This is a genomic window from Rhodoferax sp. LS1R11 (genome assembly GCF_056521395.1).
Window position 1 is genome coordinate 44,084 of sequence record NZ_JBWMAW010000005.1, and the last position, 15,056, is coordinate 59,139.

Annotated in this window: 15 protein-coding genes and 1 pseudogene; 5 read left to right on the plus strand and 11 right to left on the minus strand. The window is 59.1% G+C overall.

All coding sequences use genetic code 11. The features are described 5' to 3' along the window. Positions 1-29 precede the first annotated feature (29 nt). From AC097N_RS08225 to AC097N_RS08245, 5 genes are all read right to left on the minus strand, one after another. Positions 30-2,270 (minus strand): methyl-accepting chemotaxis protein, encoded by a 2,241-nt coding sequence (locus tag AC097N_RS08225; protein WP_479580419.1) that lies wholly within the window; start codon positions 2,268-2,270, stop codon positions 30-32. A 21-nt stretch (positions 2,271-2,291) separates the two neighbouring features. After that, positions 2,292-2,822, minus strand: a complete 531-nt coding sequence (locus AC097N_RS08230) for a chemotaxis protein CheW (protein WP_479580420.1) — start codon at positions 2,820-2,822, stop codon at positions 2,292-2,294. A 15-nt stretch (positions 2,823-2,837) separates the two neighbouring features. After that, entirely contained in the window at positions 2,838-3,203 is a 366-nt protein-coding gene (locus AC097N_RS08235) for a response regulator (RefSeq protein WP_479580421.1), read from the minus strand. After that, entirely contained in the window at positions 3,203-3,571 is a 369-nt protein-coding gene (locus tag AC097N_RS08240; RefSeq protein ID WP_479580632.1) for a response regulator, read from the minus strand. Before AC097N_RS08240 ends, AC097N_RS08235 begins: the two co-directional genes overlap by 1 nt. 92 nt (positions 3,572-3,663) lie before the next feature. Continuing rightward, positions 3,664-3,870: a rubredoxin gene (locus AC097N_RS08245; RefSeq protein ID WP_479580422.1), complete on the minus strand. Its 207-nt coding sequence runs from the start codon at positions 3,868-3,870 to the stop codon at positions 3,664-3,666. An 82-nt stretch (positions 3,871-3,952) separates the two neighbouring features. Between AC097N_RS08245 and thiD the strand changes: the two genes are divergently transcribed. The 3 genes from thiD to AC097N_RS08260 all read left to right on the plus strand — a co-directional run bounded on the left by thiD (position 3,953) and on the right by AC097N_RS08260 (position 6,923). Beyond that, positions 3,953-4,882, plus strand: coding sequence for a bifunctional hydroxymethylpyrimidine kinase/phosphomethylpyrimidine kinase (thiD, locus tag AC097N_RS08250; protein WP_479580423.1), 930 nt, complete (start codon positions 3,953-3,955; stop codon positions 4,880-4,882). Continuing rightward, on the plus strand, positions 4,866-6,170 hold the full coding sequence (gene hemL / locus AC097N_RS08255) for a glutamate-1-semialdehyde 2,1-aminomutase (RefSeq protein ID WP_479580424.1): 1,305 nt from the start codon (positions 4,866-4,868) through the stop codon (positions 6,168-6,170). Before thiD ends, hemL begins: the two co-directional genes overlap by 17 nt. A gap of 78 nt (positions 6,171-6,248) precedes the next feature. Beyond that, positions 6,249-6,923, plus strand: a complete 675-nt coding sequence (locus AC097N_RS08260) for a glycine zipper 2TM domain-containing protein (protein ID WP_479580425.1) — start codon at positions 6,249-6,251, stop codon at positions 6,921-6,923. A gap of 123 nt (positions 6,924-7,046) precedes the next feature. Here AC097N_RS08260 and purH read toward each other — a convergent pair whose 3' ends face one another. The 3 genes from purH to dusB all read right to left on the minus strand — a co-directional run bounded on the left by purH (position 7,047) and on the right by dusB (position 9,996). Continuing rightward, positions 7,047-8,630: a bifunctional phosphoribosylaminoimidazolecarboxamide formyltransferase/IMP cyclohydrolase gene (gene purH / locus AC097N_RS08265; protein WP_479580426.1), complete on the minus strand. Its 1,584-nt coding sequence runs from the start codon at positions 8,628-8,630 to the stop codon at positions 7,047-7,049. A gap of 80 nt (positions 8,631-8,710) precedes the next feature. Next, positions 8,711-8,947 (minus strand): helix-turn-helix domain-containing protein, encoded by a 237-nt coding sequence (locus AC097N_RS08270; protein ID WP_479580427.1) that lies wholly within the window; start codon positions 8,945-8,947, stop codon positions 8,711-8,713. Then, entirely contained in the window at positions 8,944-9,996 is a 1,053-nt protein-coding gene (dusB, locus tag AC097N_RS08275) for a tRNA dihydrouridine synthase DusB (protein ID WP_479580428.1), read from the minus strand. The genes AC097N_RS08270 and dusB overlap by 4 nt, the downstream gene beginning before the upstream one ends. 135 nt (positions 9,997-10,131) lie before the next feature. Here dusB and AC097N_RS08280 point away from each other — a divergent pair, with 135 nt between their 5' ends. After that, on the plus strand, positions 10,132-10,602 hold the full coding sequence (locus AC097N_RS08280; protein WP_479580429.1) for a YqaA family protein: 471 nt from the start codon (positions 10,132-10,134) through the stop codon (positions 10,600-10,602). Positions 10,603-10,678: 76 nt separating this feature from the next. On the opposite strand, the gene ychF is transcribed toward AC097N_RS08280, so the two are convergent. The 3 genes and pseudogenes from ychF to AC097N_RS08295 all read right to left on the minus strand — a co-directional run bounded on the left by ychF (position 10,679) and on the right by AC097N_RS08295 (position 13,852). Then, positions 10,679-11,770, minus strand: coding sequence for a redox-regulated ATPase YchF (ychF, locus tag AC097N_RS08285; RefSeq protein WP_479580633.1), 1,092 nt, complete (start codon positions 11,768-11,770; stop codon positions 10,679-10,681). Between the two features lie 324 nt (positions 11,771-12,094). Next, positions 12,095-12,181 (minus strand): annotated as a pseudogene (locus tag AC097N_RS08290) (PEP-CTERM sorting domain-containing protein); the annotation flags it as partial. A gap of 759 nt (positions 12,182-12,940) precedes the next feature. Then, positions 12,941-13,852, minus strand: coding sequence for an MOSC domain-containing protein (locus tag AC097N_RS08295; protein ID WP_479580430.1), 912 nt, complete (start codon positions 13,850-13,852; stop codon positions 12,941-12,943). Positions 13,853-13,913: 61 nt separating this feature from the next. On the opposite strand from AC097N_RS08295, the gene AC097N_RS08300 reads away from it, so the two are divergent. After that, the gene (locus AC097N_RS08300) at positions 13,914-15,044 is read left to right on the plus strand and encodes an FAD-dependent monooxygenase (protein WP_479580431.1); all 1,131 of its coding nucleotides are present in this window, start codon (positions 13,914-13,916) and stop codon (positions 15,042-15,044) included. The last annotated feature ends 12 nt before the right edge of the window (positions 15,045-15,056 follow it).

Below are 15,056 nucleotides of genomic sequence, written 5' to 3' on the forward strand. Positions count from 1 at the left end.
TGGGGGTAGCAAATACAGACGGACCGGGATCAGACAATCTTGAACCGGGCAACAGACTGACGCAATTCCTCAGCCATTTTCGAGAGCTCACGAACCTGTGCAGCGGTGGAACGAGTGCCTTCACCGGTCTGCTCGGTCACCGCAAAAATGTGCTGAATATTGTCAGCCACCACATTGGCCAAACCGGCCTCCCTGGAGGTCGAACTCGAAATCTGCTCAATCAGATCGGCCAGTCGTCGCGACACCTGGTCAATCTCGGTCAGGGCTGTGCCCGCATTGTCAGACAGCTTGGCCCCCTCGACAACCCCTTGGGTTGAACGCTCCATAGCGCCTACGGCATCCTGCGTATCGGTTTGAATCGCCTTGACCAGTGCAGAAATCTGGCGAGTCGCATCGGCGGAGCGCTCAGCCAGACGCTGCACCTCTTCCGCCACCACAGAGAAGCCTCGTCCAGCGTCCCCTGCCGACGCAGCCTGAATGGCGGCGTTCAAAGCCAGCACGTTGGTTTGTTCGGTAATGTCGGAGATCAACTCGGTGATTTCACCAATTTCCTGGGACGACTCGCCCAAACGCTTGATTCGCTTGGAGGTTTCCTGAATCTGATCCCGAATCGAATTCATGCCGCCAATCGCGTTTTGCACGGCGTCCAGCCCCACCTTCGCCACTTCCAGTGACTTGCGGGCAACCGTTGCCGACTCCTGCGCCTGCACCGATACCTCATTGATGCGTGATGCCATTTCCACGACAGAGCGGCCCGTTTCACGAATTTCATGCAACTGCTCATTGGAGGCGGCCAACAATTCGGTCGATGTGGCGTCCACTTCTGATGTGGTTTGCGCCACGCGGGCGGCTGTGCTTTGCACGCTGCCCACCAGGGAGCGCAACTCTTCAACCGTATAGTTCACCGAATCAGCAATGGCGCCCGTGATGTCTTCCGTCACGGTTGCTTCCTGTGTCAAATCGCCCTCGGCGACGGTCTGCAACTCATTCATCAACCGCAAAATGGCCGCCTGGTTGGCGTCGTTCACCCGTTTGGCGTCCTGCTCAAGTCGTTTGGCATCCATCCGCTGGGTCTCGGCCGAAACCTGACGCTTGCGACTGTCCAGAAGCTGCACGTAGGACAGCCCGCCCGCACAAACCAGCGCAAACAGGGCGGCACCCAGCAGTGTCAACAAGGTGGGGACGCCCAGTCCGCTGCTGGAGGACAGCTGCCCCTGCAACTCCTCCAGGTTTTTCCGCAGCGGGTCGCTGTCAGCCAGGATGGAGACTTGTGCCTCACGTGCTGAAACCAGCCCCTGCAAGTTACCCAAAATTGCACCGGCCTGCGTGCGCGTTTCCTCAAACACCTTGATCAAGGCAGCCAACTGCTCGCGTGTCTGCGGGTCTTTGGATGCGTTCAGACGCAACTCGGCGCTGCCGTCCAGCAAGCCTTGTGAAATCTCCTTGAAGGAATTCAGGTCTTTTCCAAGCAGAAAAATGGCCTCGGGGCTGACGCCTTCGATGGTCAAAAACTCGTTGGACGACTTGCCAATACGCTGCGTCAACATCACCAACTGGCCGGAAGCCGATATCTCCGTGGCGGGCGCGTTTTGCTGCAGTTTGAGAGACGTCACGGTCTCGGCAATGGCCAGCAGGTCTGACGACTGCCGGTTGATCAAACGAAGCGCGGCACCCACCTGGGTCAAGATCTTTTGCTGCGACATCACCGTCGCAGCATTCTTTTCAGCGCGTTCAACCAAAGGCATGATCTTGTCCAGCTGCGGCTGGTAGTCAGCCTTCAAGGGGGACAGTGCCATTTTTTCGTCGCCGACTTGCAATCCGTGGACCGACTTGGTCATCACGCCCGCGCTTTCAGACACATCCGGAAATGCCTGCGCATTGCCCACCAAGGCTTGAGAGACCGTTTTTGCCAGGCGTTGCGACTGCATCAGCGCATTGCCGGTTGCCTCAATCTGCTGTGCCGCTTTGTCCCCCTGACTCAAGGCGAACAAGGTGACGCCAGCCAGCAAGACCAGCGACAGGCCCAACAGAACGGACAGGATTCGTTGATGCTGAACCACCGTCTTCTTGCCCAGCACGGGCAAGGCGATCATGTCAACATGGCCGCCGTCGGTCTTTTGCCGCAAGGCCGCCTCGGAATCCAGCAGCATTTGCTGGGTTGCGCTCATGTCCAGCGATGCGTCAGGCATCCCGAGACTCAAACGCGACTCCGGCTCGGCATCAGGCGCTTTTTTTGCAAACAGATTTTTCAGTTGATCGACGACGGACATGACGAAACCTTAGATAGAAACTTACGCGCTAATGCCGAGAAATTCGGGGAGTTGGGACAAGGACTGCAGGTTGACTTCCTGCCAGAACTTTCCGCTGAGATCGGTGAACCGGAGTCCAAAATAACTCGGCGACCCGGCGGGGGGGGCAACAGCTTCAGAAAACGCCTCACGTTTGCGCAGACCGGCCAGGCCATCCACCATCAAAGCGCAGTTCAATTCCAGAGCGCCATTGAAAGTAATGAGGTTGGACTCGGACAAGGACTGCTCGGTCCGCACGCGTGACAGGCGATCGCTGGCGAAACTCGCCAGATCAACCACGCCATACAGACCACCACGAAGGTTGACCACGCCCATGAACCAGGGATGGCAGTAGGGCACTGCCTGAATCGGCGCGAGCGAGAATATCTCACCCGATTGCGCCAGCGGAAAAAGGTAACTGGCCTCGCCCGCCCTGACCGCCAGCCATGAGGGCGACACCCCCTCGGAGTGCGCCACCTTCAGTCGGCTGGCCAGTCGGGTCTGGAGTTCTCGAAGAGCTTCGCGATTTGCCATGCGATCGTGCGGATGTCAGCCCAAGGCCTTGATCTTGAGCATCAGCTCGGACGCATCGACCGGCTTGGTGATGTAGTCGCGGGCGCCTTGGCGCATGCCCCACACCCGGTCGGTCTCCAGATTTTTGCTGGTGCACATGATGATCGGAATGCCCGCATACTCTGGCGAGCGGCTGATGGAGCGGGTCAACTGAAAACCGTTCTGACCGGGCATGACCACATCCATGAGGATCAAATCCGGCTTTTCTTCGGACAACCGGCGAAAAGCCTCATCAGCCCCTTCGGCAGTTCGCACCGTCATGCCATTTTTTTGCAACAGATTCGTCATGAACATCAACTCGGTCTTCGAGTCGTCCACGATCAACACATTATGAATAGCCATCAAATTACCTCTTGCGACGCTGTGCCAAACTGCCGAACAGCCTGCAACAACTGGTCTTTTGTGAACGGTTTTGTTAAATAATCCTGCGCGCCGACCATCCGGCCACGCGCTTTGTCGAAAACGCCGTCTTTGGACGACAACATGACGACGGGCACGCCAGAGAACCTGGCGTTGCGCTTGATGATGGCGCAAGTCTGGTAGCCATCCAGGCGGGGCATCAGGATGTCGCAAAAAATGAGATGCGGCTGGCAATCGTTGACCTTGGCCAGCGCGTCAAAGCCGTCCTCGGCAAGGACGACTTCATGACCGCCTTGCTTGAGGAAAATCTCGGCACTGCGACGAATGGTGTTGCTGTCATCAATCACCATGATTTTGAGAGTCGATCCAGTCGTATTCACAAGGCAATGCTCCTGAACTGACGATTAAAAAAAGGAATGGCCAACATCCGGGGCGTCAGAACTTAAATCTGCACCATTTCAAAATCTTCTTTGCGGGCACCGCATTCTGGACAGGTCCAGTTGATTGGCACTGCGCTCCAGGGTGTTCCTGGGGCTACATCGTGCTCGGGATCCCCCGCCTCTTCGTCATATATCCAGCCACAGATCAGACACATCCACGTTTTAGATTCGATCACAGCTTGCGGGGCCTTCAAATAGAATGCAATCATTGAACAATGACAACAGGCGCGATTTACACGCTGCTCGTCACAACCTGCGATATTCTGCCTGAATAAGAACACAGGCCCGCCCATGCAAGCACCCACACCCCCCCCAAAAGACGAAGAAGAACTACAAACATCACAACCCGCCTGTGTCCTGGTGTTCAACGCCAACGACCCCAGCGGCGCGGGGGGACTTTCGGCAGATGTCACCGCCATCGCCTCGGTAGGCGCGCATGCCCTGCCCATTCTGACCGGCACTTACGCCCGCGACACAGCCCAGATCTTTGAGCACTTCTGTCTTGATGACGAGGCCGTCACAGAGCAGGCCCGCGCCGTACTGGAGGATGTGCAGGTTCAGGTGATCAAGGTCGGGTTTGTCGGCTCTCCGGAAAACCTGAGTGCCGTGGCCGGCATTGCCACCGACTACGCCGACGTCCCCCTGGTGGCCTACATGCCCGACCTGTCCTGGTGGGATGAAGTACAGATTGACCTGTACCTGGATGCTTTCAAGGAATTGATACTGCCCCAAACCACGGTGTTGATAGGAAACCACAGTACCTTGTGGCGCTGGCTGCTGCCGGACTGGAGCACCGAGCGCAGCCCCGGCGCCCGGGACATTGCGCGGGCGGCGCAGGAATATGGCGTCCCCTACACACTGGTCACAGGCATGCCCTTGCCGGACCAATTCATCGACAACGTCCTGGCCAGCGCGCAAACCGTGTTGGCAAGCGAGAAGTTCGAGCGCTTCGAGGCCGTATTTTCAGGCGCTGGCGACACGCTGTCCGCGGCCCTGGCGGCCTTGCTGGCCAGTGGCACCGACCTGACCGAATCGTTCACGGAAGGCCTGAGCTATCTGGACCGTTGCCTGGAAGGTGGTTTCCGGCCCGGCATGGGCAACATCGTGCCCGACCGCTTGTTTTGGGCGCAGCCTGAAGACGATGTCGAAACCGGCGACGCCGCTGACCCCCTGTCCCCTATTGACCTTTTGGAATTCCACCCCAATGACACAAAACACTGACAACAACCAGACCTTGTTTGAACGCGCCAAGCGGGTGATCCCCGGCGGCGTCAACTCCCCGGTTCGGGCTTTCAAGGCCGTTGGCGGCACGCCGCGCTTCATCCAGCGCGCCGAGGGCGCCTATTTCTGGGATGCCAATGGCCAGCGCTACACCGACTACATCGGCTCCTGGGGCCCGATGATTCTGGGCCATGGCCACCCTGCCGTGGTCAAAGCCGTTCAGGACGCCGTGCTGGAAGGCTTTTCATTCGGCGCCCCCACCGAGCGCGAAGTGGAACTGGCGGAGGAAATCCTGCGCCTCGTGCCTTCCATGGACATGGTTCGACTGGTCAGCTCCGGCACCGAGGCGGCCATGAGCGCCATCCGGCTGGCGCGCGGTGCCACCGGGCGCAGCAAGCTGATCAAGTTTGAAGGCTGCTACCACGGCCACGCCGATGCGCTGCTGGTCAAGGCGGGCTCAGGGCTGGCGACCTTTGGCAATGCCACCAGTGCAGGTGTCCCGCCCGAGGTGGTGCAACACACGCTGGTACTCGAATACAACAACCTGGAACAGCTCGAAGAGGCGTTTGTCCTGCATGGACGCGAGTTGGCCTGTCTGATGATCGAGCCCATTGCCGGCAACATGAACTTTGTGCGCACCTCCGTGCCCTTCATGAAACGCTGCCGCGAGTTGTGCACGGAATACGGCGCCCTGCTCATATTTGACGAAGTCATGACCGGATTCCGGGTGGCCCTGGGCGGGGCACAAAGCGTTTACGCCCGTGACATTCCCGGCTTTGAGCCGGACATGACCGTGATGGGCAAGGTCATTGGCGGCGGCATGCCGCTGGCGGCCTTTGGGGCCAAACGGGCCGTGATGGAACTCATGGCGCCCATGGGCCCGGTGTACCAGGCAGGTACGCTCAGCGGCAACCCGGTGGCCACGGCCTGCGGACTGGCGACTCTGCGTGAAATACAAAAGCCCGGTTTTTATGAAGCCCTGTCGCACAAGACCCGCACGCTGGCTGACGGCCTGAAAGCGGCTGCCGTGGCCGAGGGCGTGTCCTTCAGCAGTGACAGTGAGGGCGGCATGTTCGGGTTTTTCCTGTTCGACGCCCTGCCGCAAAACTACGCCCAGGTCATGAAAACCGACAGCACCCGCTTCAACCAGCTGTTCCACGGCCTGCTTGACGGCGGCGTGTACATTGCCCCTGCCCTGTACGAGGCCGGTTTTGTCAGCGCCGCCCATACCGATGCTGACATTGCGACCACCATTGATGTGGCCCGCAACGTCTTTAAAAAGCTCTGATCCGGTTGTAACGGGGACGTTACGCTTTCTTTACCCCATGGACACGGGGAAATGACAGCCGCGTCTTACACTGTTTTCATGAAAACACCTCGCCCTGCCCACCTCTTGAAGACTGTTGTTTTGCCTATCCTGCTGGCATGGGGTGCGGGCGCCTGTGTCGCCCAGGAGATGGGGCGGGTCATCTCGTCCACGCCCGTGGTTCAGCAGGTCGGCGTGCCACGCCAGGTCTGCACGACGCAGCAGGTGCTCAGCCAAACACCCAGGTCAGGCGCCGGTGCGGTGATGGGGGCGGTGGCCGGTGGCGCCCTGGGCAACGCGGTGGGTCAAGGCGGTGGCCGCGCCGTGGCAACCATGTTAGGTATGTTCGGTGGTGCCATCCTGGGTGACCGGGTGGAAGGCAATGGACCGACCCAGATGCAAAACGTGCAGAACTGCGCGACCCAGAACTTCTATGAAAACCGCAACGCGGGCTACAACGTGGTGTACGAGTACGCTGGCAAGCAGTATGCGGTGCAAATGCCCAACGACCCCGGTCCCTACGTCCAGCTGCAGATCACGCCCGTCGGCGTGAACCAGCCCCAAGCCACGGCGCCAGCCTATGCGCAGCCCACGGCAGGGGTGCAAGAGATCTATACCGAGCAGGTCTATGTGGCACAGCCACCGCGTTACGCCACCCGCCCTTATTACCCACCGGTAGGTATCAACCTGGATTTCGGCTATTACGGCGGTGGCCATCGCGGACACTGGCGCTGAATGGACTGACAGGAAGTTGCTATAAAAATAATAGCTACTTGCGCAAGTAGGACGAGGGCTACAGCCTAATTTGATGTAAAAAAAGCGGCCATGAGCCGCTTTTTTTACGACCGTGCGGTCAACTCAATGACGGAAATGACGCACACCGGTGTACACCATGACCACGCCACGCTCGTCGGCCGCGTCAATCACCTCCTGATCGCGCATGGAGCCGCCCGGCTGGATGACACAGGTCGCGCCTGCGTCGACCACCACGTCCAGACCGTCACGGAACGGGAAGAAGGCGTCACTCGCCACCGCCGTGCCTGCCAGTGACAGGTTGGCGTGCTGCGCCTTGATGCTGGCAATACGGGCGGAATCCAAACGGCTCATTTGACCGGCACCAACGCCCATGGTCATGCCGTCTTTGCAAAACACAATGGCATTGCTCTTGACGTACTTGGCCACGTTCCAGGCGAACATCAAGTCCTGCAACTGCTCCGCGGTAGGCTGCTTTTTGGTGACCACTTTCAGGTCAGCCAGCGTCAGCTCATGGTTGTCTGCCGTTTGCATCAGCAAGCCAGAGCTGATGCGCTTGATGTCCATGGCGTTGCGACCCTGGCTGCCATCCGCGGGCAGGCTGATTTTCAGGATGCGCACGTTGACCTTGGTCTTGAACACTTCCAGCGCCTCAGGCGTGAAATCAGGGGCCATCAGCACCTCGACAAACTGCTTTGCAATTTGTAGCGCGGCGCGCTCGTCCAGCGTGCAGTTGAGGGCAATGATGCCGCCAAACGCGGAGGTGGGGTCGGTCTGGAACGCCTTGCTGTAGGCCGCCAGCGCATCAGCACCCACGGCCACACCGCACGGGTTGGCGTGCTTGACGATGACACAGGCAGCCTCCTTGCTGGCGTCAAAGCTCTTGACGCATTCCCACGCTGCGTCGGCATCGGCAATGTTGTTGAAGCTCAGTTCCTTGCCCTGGAGTTGCTGCGCGGTGACGAGCGAGCCCGCGGCGGGGTTCACGTCGCGGTAGAAAGCCGCTTGCTGGTGCGGGTTTTCGCCATAACGCAAGTCTTGCAGCTTGATGAATTGACCATTCGATTGCGCCGGGAACAACTGGCGCGACGGTGTACTGGCCCCTTCTTCAAAATTGATGGACGACAAATAGTCGCTGATGGCGCCGTCGTACTGGCTGATGCGGTTGAACGCGGCCACGGACAGGGCAAATTTGGTCTTGAGACTGATCTGGCCATCGGCCTTGAGCTCGGCCAGCACCTGCGGGTACTGTGAGGCGTCGGTCAACACGCCCACGTCTTTCCAGTTCTTGGCGGCGCTGCGCACCATGGCGGGGCCGCCAATGTCGATGTTTTCAATCGCGTCTTCCAGCGTGCAACCGGGTTTGGCGACCGTGGCCTCAAACGGGTACAGGTTGACCACCAGCAGGTCGATGGTGTCGATGTGGTGCATTCTGAGCGCGGCCATGTGCTCGGGCACATCGCGACGGGCCAGCAGGCCGCCATGCACCAGCGGGTGCAGGGTTTTGACGCGCCCGTCCAGCATTTCGGGAAAGCCGGTGACTTCAGCCACTTCCGTGACGGGCAGGCCCTGTTCGGCCAGCAGCTTGGCGGTGCCGCCAGTCGAGATGAGCTTGATGCCCATGGCATGCAGGGCCTGTGCAAATTCAACAATGCCGGTTTTGTCAGAGACGGATAAGAGTGCGTTCATGGAGTTTTAAAAGAATCAATCAGTAATAAAAAAGGGGGGCCAACACCTCCGGCGCGGGCCAGGGAGCGGCGAAAGAAGGGCTAGGTGATCAGCTTGTGTTCAAGCAATTTCTTGCGCAGTGTGTTGCGGTTCAAACCCAGCCATTGGGCAGCTTTGGACTGGTTGTTGTCCGCGTGCTGCATGACCACTTCAAGCAGGGGTTTTTCCACGACATGGACCAGCATGTTGTACATGCCATCAGGATCCGAATCGCCCAGGTCCTGGAGGTAGCCCTCCAGACTGCTGCGTACACATTCCTGGATGTGTTTTTTGCTCATTGCACTGTCTCCATCTGCTTTTCTTCTTCGCCCGTGTAGTCACTGGAGACGACGTCCGGAATCCGGTCCATGCGCTCGTTCAGTTCATCAAAAAAATTAGCCACGGCCAGGGCCTGCTCGCCGCAGTCTTCTATCAAATTCATGCGCGCCCGAAAGTCTTCGCCGCCCGGCAAGGTCTTGACGTACCAGCCAATGTGTTTACGCGCTGTGCGCACACCGCTGAACTCGCCATACAGCGTGTAGTGATCCTGCAGATGGTCCAACAGCAACTGCTTGACCTCGGCCACCAGCGGCGCCGCCAGATGGGTGCCTGTGGCCATGAAATGCGCCATCTCCCGAAAAATCCAGGGCCGCCCCTGGGCCGCGCGGCCGATCATCACGGCATCCGCGCCGGTGGCTGCGAGCACCTGCAGAGCCTTCTCGGGCGACACGATATCGCCATTGGCCACCACCGGCACGCGCACCGCAGCCTTGACCGCGGCAATGGTGTCGTACTCGGCGTGACCCGTGTAAGCCTGCTCCCGGGTACGGCCATGCACGGTGATCATCTGCACGCCCGCGCTCTCGGCGGCCCGGGCCAGCACCACGGCATTTTTTTGCGACTGGCACCAGCCGGTGCGCATCTTGAGCGTGACCGGCACCCCCCGCGGTGCGCAGGCCGCGACCACGGCTTGCACGATCGACATCGCCAGCGCTTCGTCCTGCATCAGGGCGGAGCCGGCCCACTTGTTGCACACCTTCTTGGCCGGGCAACCCATGTTGATGTCAATGATCTGCGCGCCCCGGTCGATGTTGTAGGCCGCGGCGTCACTCATCATTTGCGGCTCGGTGCCGGCTATCTGCACGGCAATCGGGCCCGGCTCGCCTTCATGGTTGGCGCGGCGCGAGGTCTTGAGCGTCTTCCACAAATCAGGCCGGGACGTCACCATCTCGCTCACCGCGTAGCCCGCGCCCAGCTTCTTGCAAAGCTGGCGAAACGGCCGATCAGTCACCCCCGCCATGGGGGCGACAAAGAAAGGATTGGCGAGCGTAAAGGGACCAATGTTCATGCGAACAAATCAACAAGGCGGCGTTCAACCAGGGTTCGAGAGACAGGGGGGTGGCGGGAAATCGCCAAGGATGGATTCTAACTGCCTAATATTTCAGCAATTGAAACGCCAGCCCCTGCCTATACTCACGCACCCATGGACGCCTGGATAGATCACCTGCTCGTACTGCTCGCTTTGCCCAAGTTCGGCCTGAGCACGGTCTTCGTGGTGTCGTTTATTTCTGCCACCTTGCTGCCCCTGGGCTCGGAGCCGGTGGTTTTCGGGCTGGTCAAGCTGAGTCCGGAGCTTCTGTGGCCAAGCATCCTGATCGCCACCATCGGCAACACCCTGGGCGGCGCGGTGACGTGGGCCATGGGCTTGGCCTCCCACAAGGTGGTCAATCGTTATCAGCACTCCAAACATCACCTCCGGGCGCTGGACTGGTTGGAGCGCATCGGTCCCAAGGCCTGCCTGCTGGCCTGGCTCCCCATCATCGGTGACCCGTTGTGTGGCGTTGCAGGCTGGCTCAAGTTGCCGTTTTGGCCCTGCCTGTGGTACATGGCCATTGGCAAACTGGCCCGCTATACCCTGATGACAACCGCCCTCATGGGCATGTTTGGCACCTGACTCCAGACAAATTTGCTATTAAATTAATAGCTACCTTCGCACACTACACGTGCGCTACAGGCACTTTTCTTATAAATCAGGAGCTGAACAAGAAGTTCATCACGTCGCCATCCTTGACGACGTATTCCTTGCCTTCGGCGCGCATCTTGCCCGCATCCTTGGCGCCCTGCTCACCCTTGTAGGCAATGAAGTCGTCAAAAGCGATGGTCTGGGCACGGATGTAGCCCTTCTCGAAATCGGTGTGAATCACGCCCGCGGCCTGTGGCCCGGTGTCGCCCACATGGATGGTCCAGGCGCGCACTTCCTTGACACCGGCGGTAAAGTAAGTCTGCAGGCCCAGCAGCTTGTAGGCGGCGATGATCAGGCGGTTCAGGCCCGGCTCGTCCTGGCCCAGTTCAGCCAGGAACATTTTCTTGTCCTCGTCGTCCATGTCGGCCATTTCGGCTTCCATCTTGGCGCAAATCGCCACGACCGGCGCGTTTTGGCTGGCCGCGTACGCTTTCAGGCGATCCAGGAACGGGTTGTTCTCAAAGCCGTCTTCCGACACATTGGCCACAAACATGGCGGGCTTGGCGGTGATGAAGAAAAACTGCGTGAGCAGCGGCAACTCTTCCTTGCTGAACTCCAAGGTGCGCACCGGCTTGGCTTCGTTCAGCGCGGTCTGGCATTTCTCCAGAATCGCCACCAGCTTGATGGATTCCTTGTCGCCCGAGCGGGCGATCTTGGTGACGCGGTGCAGGGCTTTTTCAACCGCGGTCAAGTCGGCCAGACACAGTTCGGTCTGGATCACTTCGATGTCAGAAATCGGGTCCACCTTGCCAGCGACGTGAATCACGTTGTCGTCTTCAAAGCAGCGCACCACGTTGATGATGGCGTCGGTTTCACGAATGTGGGCCAAAAACTTGTTGCCCAGGCCTTCGCCCGTGCTGGCACCCGCCACCAGACCGGCAATGTCCACAAACTCCACAATCGCACGCTGCACTTTTTGAGGATTGACGATGCTTGATAGCGCATCCAGGCGCGCGTCAGGCACTTCGACGATGCCCACATTGGGCTCGATGGTGCAGAAGGGGTAGTTTTCGGCCGCAATGCCAGCCTTGGTCAGGGCGTTGAACAAAGTCGATTTACCGACGTTGGGCAAGCCCACGATGCCACATTTCATAAAAATCCTTAGTTATCAATACCCAACCTGCACCTTCGAACCCCATGTGGGCATCGTCGAAGTGCCGGACCCGCGCCACATGACGGGGTAAAAAAGATCAACACCAAACCGGCAAAACACCGCATTCCTGCAAAGTTTTGTCCTCGTTTAGCCCTGGAAGATGGATGTCAATTGTAATGATCAGCGAATCCCTGCTGAAAAGAGCTGCGGCCGCAGACTGGCGCATCCTGCGTGATCGAATGCTGAGCGGGTTTGGCGTTCGCCTGAATGCACGAAGACGCAAAAAAGCCCGGCGGGTCACCGCCGGGCTTTCAGAACAAAAATCAGCAGTTAGGCTTTGCGGCGACGGCTAATCCCGAGGGCAGCCAAGCCCAAGCCCAACAACGCCAGTGAACCAGGCTCAGGCACGTTACCCGTAATAGCAAGGTCGTCCACATTCCAGCCACCAATGGTGTAGACACCACCGCTCGTCACGTCGTATGAAAAACGAACCTGAAAGTTGGCATTGTTGTCGGCGGCAGACGACACATTGAAAGAGTTCAAATTCCAGCTCGAATCATTTACATAACCTGAACCGCCGATACAGCAGTTGGTGTAAACCACCTGCCACGCACTGCTATTGAAGACTTCAACTTGGCTCGTCATGTAGGGGTCATAGTCAGAATTCAACCAGCGGTAAAACGACAGATTGACATCCGTCACGCCAGACAAGTTGTACACCTTGCTGGTGGCATAGTAAAAGCCATGCAGCCCATCTGGCGCACCAATGTTGCCACCCAAGTTTGCGCCCAGAACACCATTGTCACTGGTGGCGGTGTGATCCAGTGCAGGGTCACCGCTACCAACCGCTGATGGGCTGACACTGGTTGAACCGATTTGCCAGTTCGTGCCCAAGGTCCAGCCCTGGTTGCTGCTGAAATCATCAGAAAAGACAGTCACCGGTGCCGCCAAGGCGGCAGTGGAACCTGCACACAAGGCACTGAAAACTGCCCACGTACCAACTAATTTGCTCAATTTCATCGCGCAAGTCCTTATAAATTTAATTAATTTGCCGCGGCTCTTTTACCTGGATAGAGGCAACACGGGTTTAAATTGTAACTAGTATGAATCATTTTGTTACATATACTTCAACAAAGGGGCATCCGATCGCTCTTCGGCGGTTTTTTTACCCGAAATTCACCCAAAATCAAAGTCCGCCGAGAGCGCCTGCCCCACGCGCAAAACAGCCCCCACGCCACTCAGCACAATGACATTCATGCCAAAGGTCACGGCACCGCCCACCCGGGCATCCTGCCGGTAAGTCTGCAGGGTGTCACCCACATCCGGGCTGCTCAAGGCAGTTTGTGGATCGATATTGGGAATAGGACAACGCGGGCACGGCTTGACAGGCTTCAGCACCACCGGCGTGCCGCCCGTGTCCACGTGCATCAAGTCCAGCCGGTCTTCATCGTGCGACAGTAACCCCGACAAAACCACATTGGGGCGAAAACGCTCCATCCCCACCGCCCCGTGCCCGGCGGCCCGCAGCTTGTCATTCAGGCCGTCCATCGACGCTTCGCTGGCAACCAGCAGCGGGAAGCCATCGCTGAACTGGTTGAGCGCCTCGACGCCGTGGGTCCACTTCAGACTGGACAAACGCCGGTGACCGGGATCAAACTGCACCAGCCGGTAAAGCAGCAAGTTCGCTCCAGAGACACCGCCATCACTCGACCCCAGGAAGTCCGTGAACCATGTCGCAGCCACATCCCCTACATCGAACGCAGACGCCATGTCGCCCCAGACCTTGACGATCGCGGGCTGACGGGCCCCCTCCAAAGCGAGGTGCAGGGCTGACATGCCGGGGGCGTGCAGAACCAGCTCGCGTGCGTTGAGTTGCGGCTGCACCAGCGCCAGACGGGGCAACTCCCGTTGTGTCACAAATTCGCCATGGGCGTCCACTAGCATCCACGCACGGTCCCATTCCAGCCCGGTTTCCGTGAGAACTGCTTCCTGCACTTCAACGCCCGCGCAGGATTTGACCGGGTACACAAACAGCCGGGCGATCCGGGCGCTGACATCACCGGCAGGTATAAGAGTTGTTTCGTTCACAGAATGGTCTCCAGACAATGGCATGGTCCCGGATTTTGCCCTGCCTCCTACAATCTCAGGCATGACTCAACCCTTAGATATTTGCATCCGCGGCAGCGGCATTGTGGGTCGCACCTTGGCTTTGTTGCTGGCCCGCGAGCGTCTGCGTGTGGGTTTGGTGTCGCCCACCGCGTTGGCCCCCAAGGGCCAGTTGCCAGCCACCACCGACGTGCGGGCCTACGCCTTGAACGCCAAATCCCGCAGCCTGCTCGAATCCCTGCGTTGCTGGCCCGATGCCGAACATGCCACCGAGGTGCTGGCCATGCAGGTCAAGGGCGATGACGGGGGCGAGGTGAACTTCAAGGCCTCCGACCTTCACGTCCCCGGTTTGACCTGGATTGTGGACGTGCCGGTGCTCGAAGCCCAACTGGCCGAGGCGGTGCGCTTTCAGCCCCAGATCGAACTGTTGGAGACCCCCCGGGCCGCCACCCTGACCGTCATTTGCGAGGGCAAGACCAGCAGCACCCGTGCGGAATTTGGCATTGACTTTGATGTCACGCCCTACCACCAGCACGCAATTGCTGTGCGTCTGGACTGTGAGTTGCCCCATGGCCAAGTCGCCCGCCAATGGTTTCATCAGGGCGAAATCCTGGCTTTTTTGCCGATGGGGGGCGCCCAGGGGAACTCCGTGGCCGTTGTGTGGTCAGTAGAAGAGGGCCGTGCGCAAGCGCTGCTGGACGACAGCCCCGAGGCGTTTTGCCAGAAGCTGCAGGCGGCAAGCGAGGGTTGCCTTGGACAACTCACGCTGAGCAGTAAACGTCGCGCCTGGCCGCTGCAGATGGCGCAGGCTGCCCGCTGGGCCGGTCTGCATGAAGGCAAGGCATGGGCGCTGGCCGGTGATGCGGCGCACAACGTGCATCCCCTGGCGGGTCAAGGCCTGAACTTGGGGCTGGCGGACGTGGCCACCCTGGCAACCGCGCTGCACGAACGGGCGTATTGGCGAGGCGTGAACGATGAGAAGCTGCTACGGCGTTACGAGCGCTCGCGCAAGGCAGAAACATTGACGATGGGGGCCGCGATGGACGGCCTGCAGCAGTTGTTTTCGCAGCACGGCGGCCTGTGGCAGTCGGCTCGGAACTGGGGCATGAATGGGTTTGAGCGCAGCGGCCTGATCAAGCAATGGGTCGCCCGGCAAGCCATGGGTTTTAAATAATTGACTGGATGA

Coding starts and splice junctions, on each gene's coding strand:
- AC097N_RS08225 (WP_479580419.1), bottom strand. CDS start 2,270: ATGTCCGTCGTCGATCAACTGAAAAATCTGTTTGCAAAAAAAGCGCCT.
- AC097N_RS08230 (WP_479580420.1), bottom strand. CDS start 2,822: ATGGCAAATCGCGAAGCTCTTCGAGAACTCCAGACCCGACTGGCCAGC.
- AC097N_RS08235 (WP_479580421.1), bottom strand. CDS start 3,203: ATGGCTATTCATAATGTGTTGATCGTGGACGACTCGAAGACCGAGTTG.
- AC097N_RS08240 (WP_479580632.1), bottom strand. CDS start 3,571: ATGGTGATTGATGACAGCAACACCATTCGTCGCAGTGCCGAGATTTTC.
- AC097N_RS08245 (WP_479580422.1), bottom strand. CDS start 3,870: ATGATTGCATTCTATTTGAAGGCCCCGCAAGCTGTGATCGAATCTAAA.
- thiD (WP_479580423.1), top strand. CDS start 3,953: ATGCAAGCACCCACACCCCCCCCAAAAGACGAAGAAGAACTACAAACA.
- hemL (WP_479580424.1), top strand. CDS start 4,866: ATGACACAAAACACTGACAACAACCAGACCTTGTTTGAACGCGCCAAG.
- AC097N_RS08260 (WP_479580425.1), top strand. CDS start 6,249: ATGAAAACACCTCGCCCTGCCCACCTCTTGAAGACTGTTGTTTTGCCT.
- purH (WP_479580426.1), bottom strand. CDS start 8,630: ATGAACGCACTCTTATCCGTCTCTGACAAAACCGGCATTGTTGAATTT.
- AC097N_RS08270 (WP_479580427.1), bottom strand. CDS start 8,947: ATGAGCAAAAAACACATCCAGGAATGTGTACGCAGCAGTCTGGAGGGC.
- dusB (WP_479580428.1), bottom strand. CDS start 9,996: ATGAACATTGGTCCCTTTACGCTCGCCAATCCTTTCTTTGTCGCCCCC.
- AC097N_RS08280 (WP_479580429.1), top strand. CDS start 10,132: ATGGACGCCTGGATAGATCACCTGCTCGTACTGCTCGCTTTGCCCAAG.
- AC097N_RS08300 (WP_479580431.1), top strand. CDS start 13,914: ATGACTCAACCCTTAGATATTTGCATCCGCGGCAGCGGCATTGTGGGT.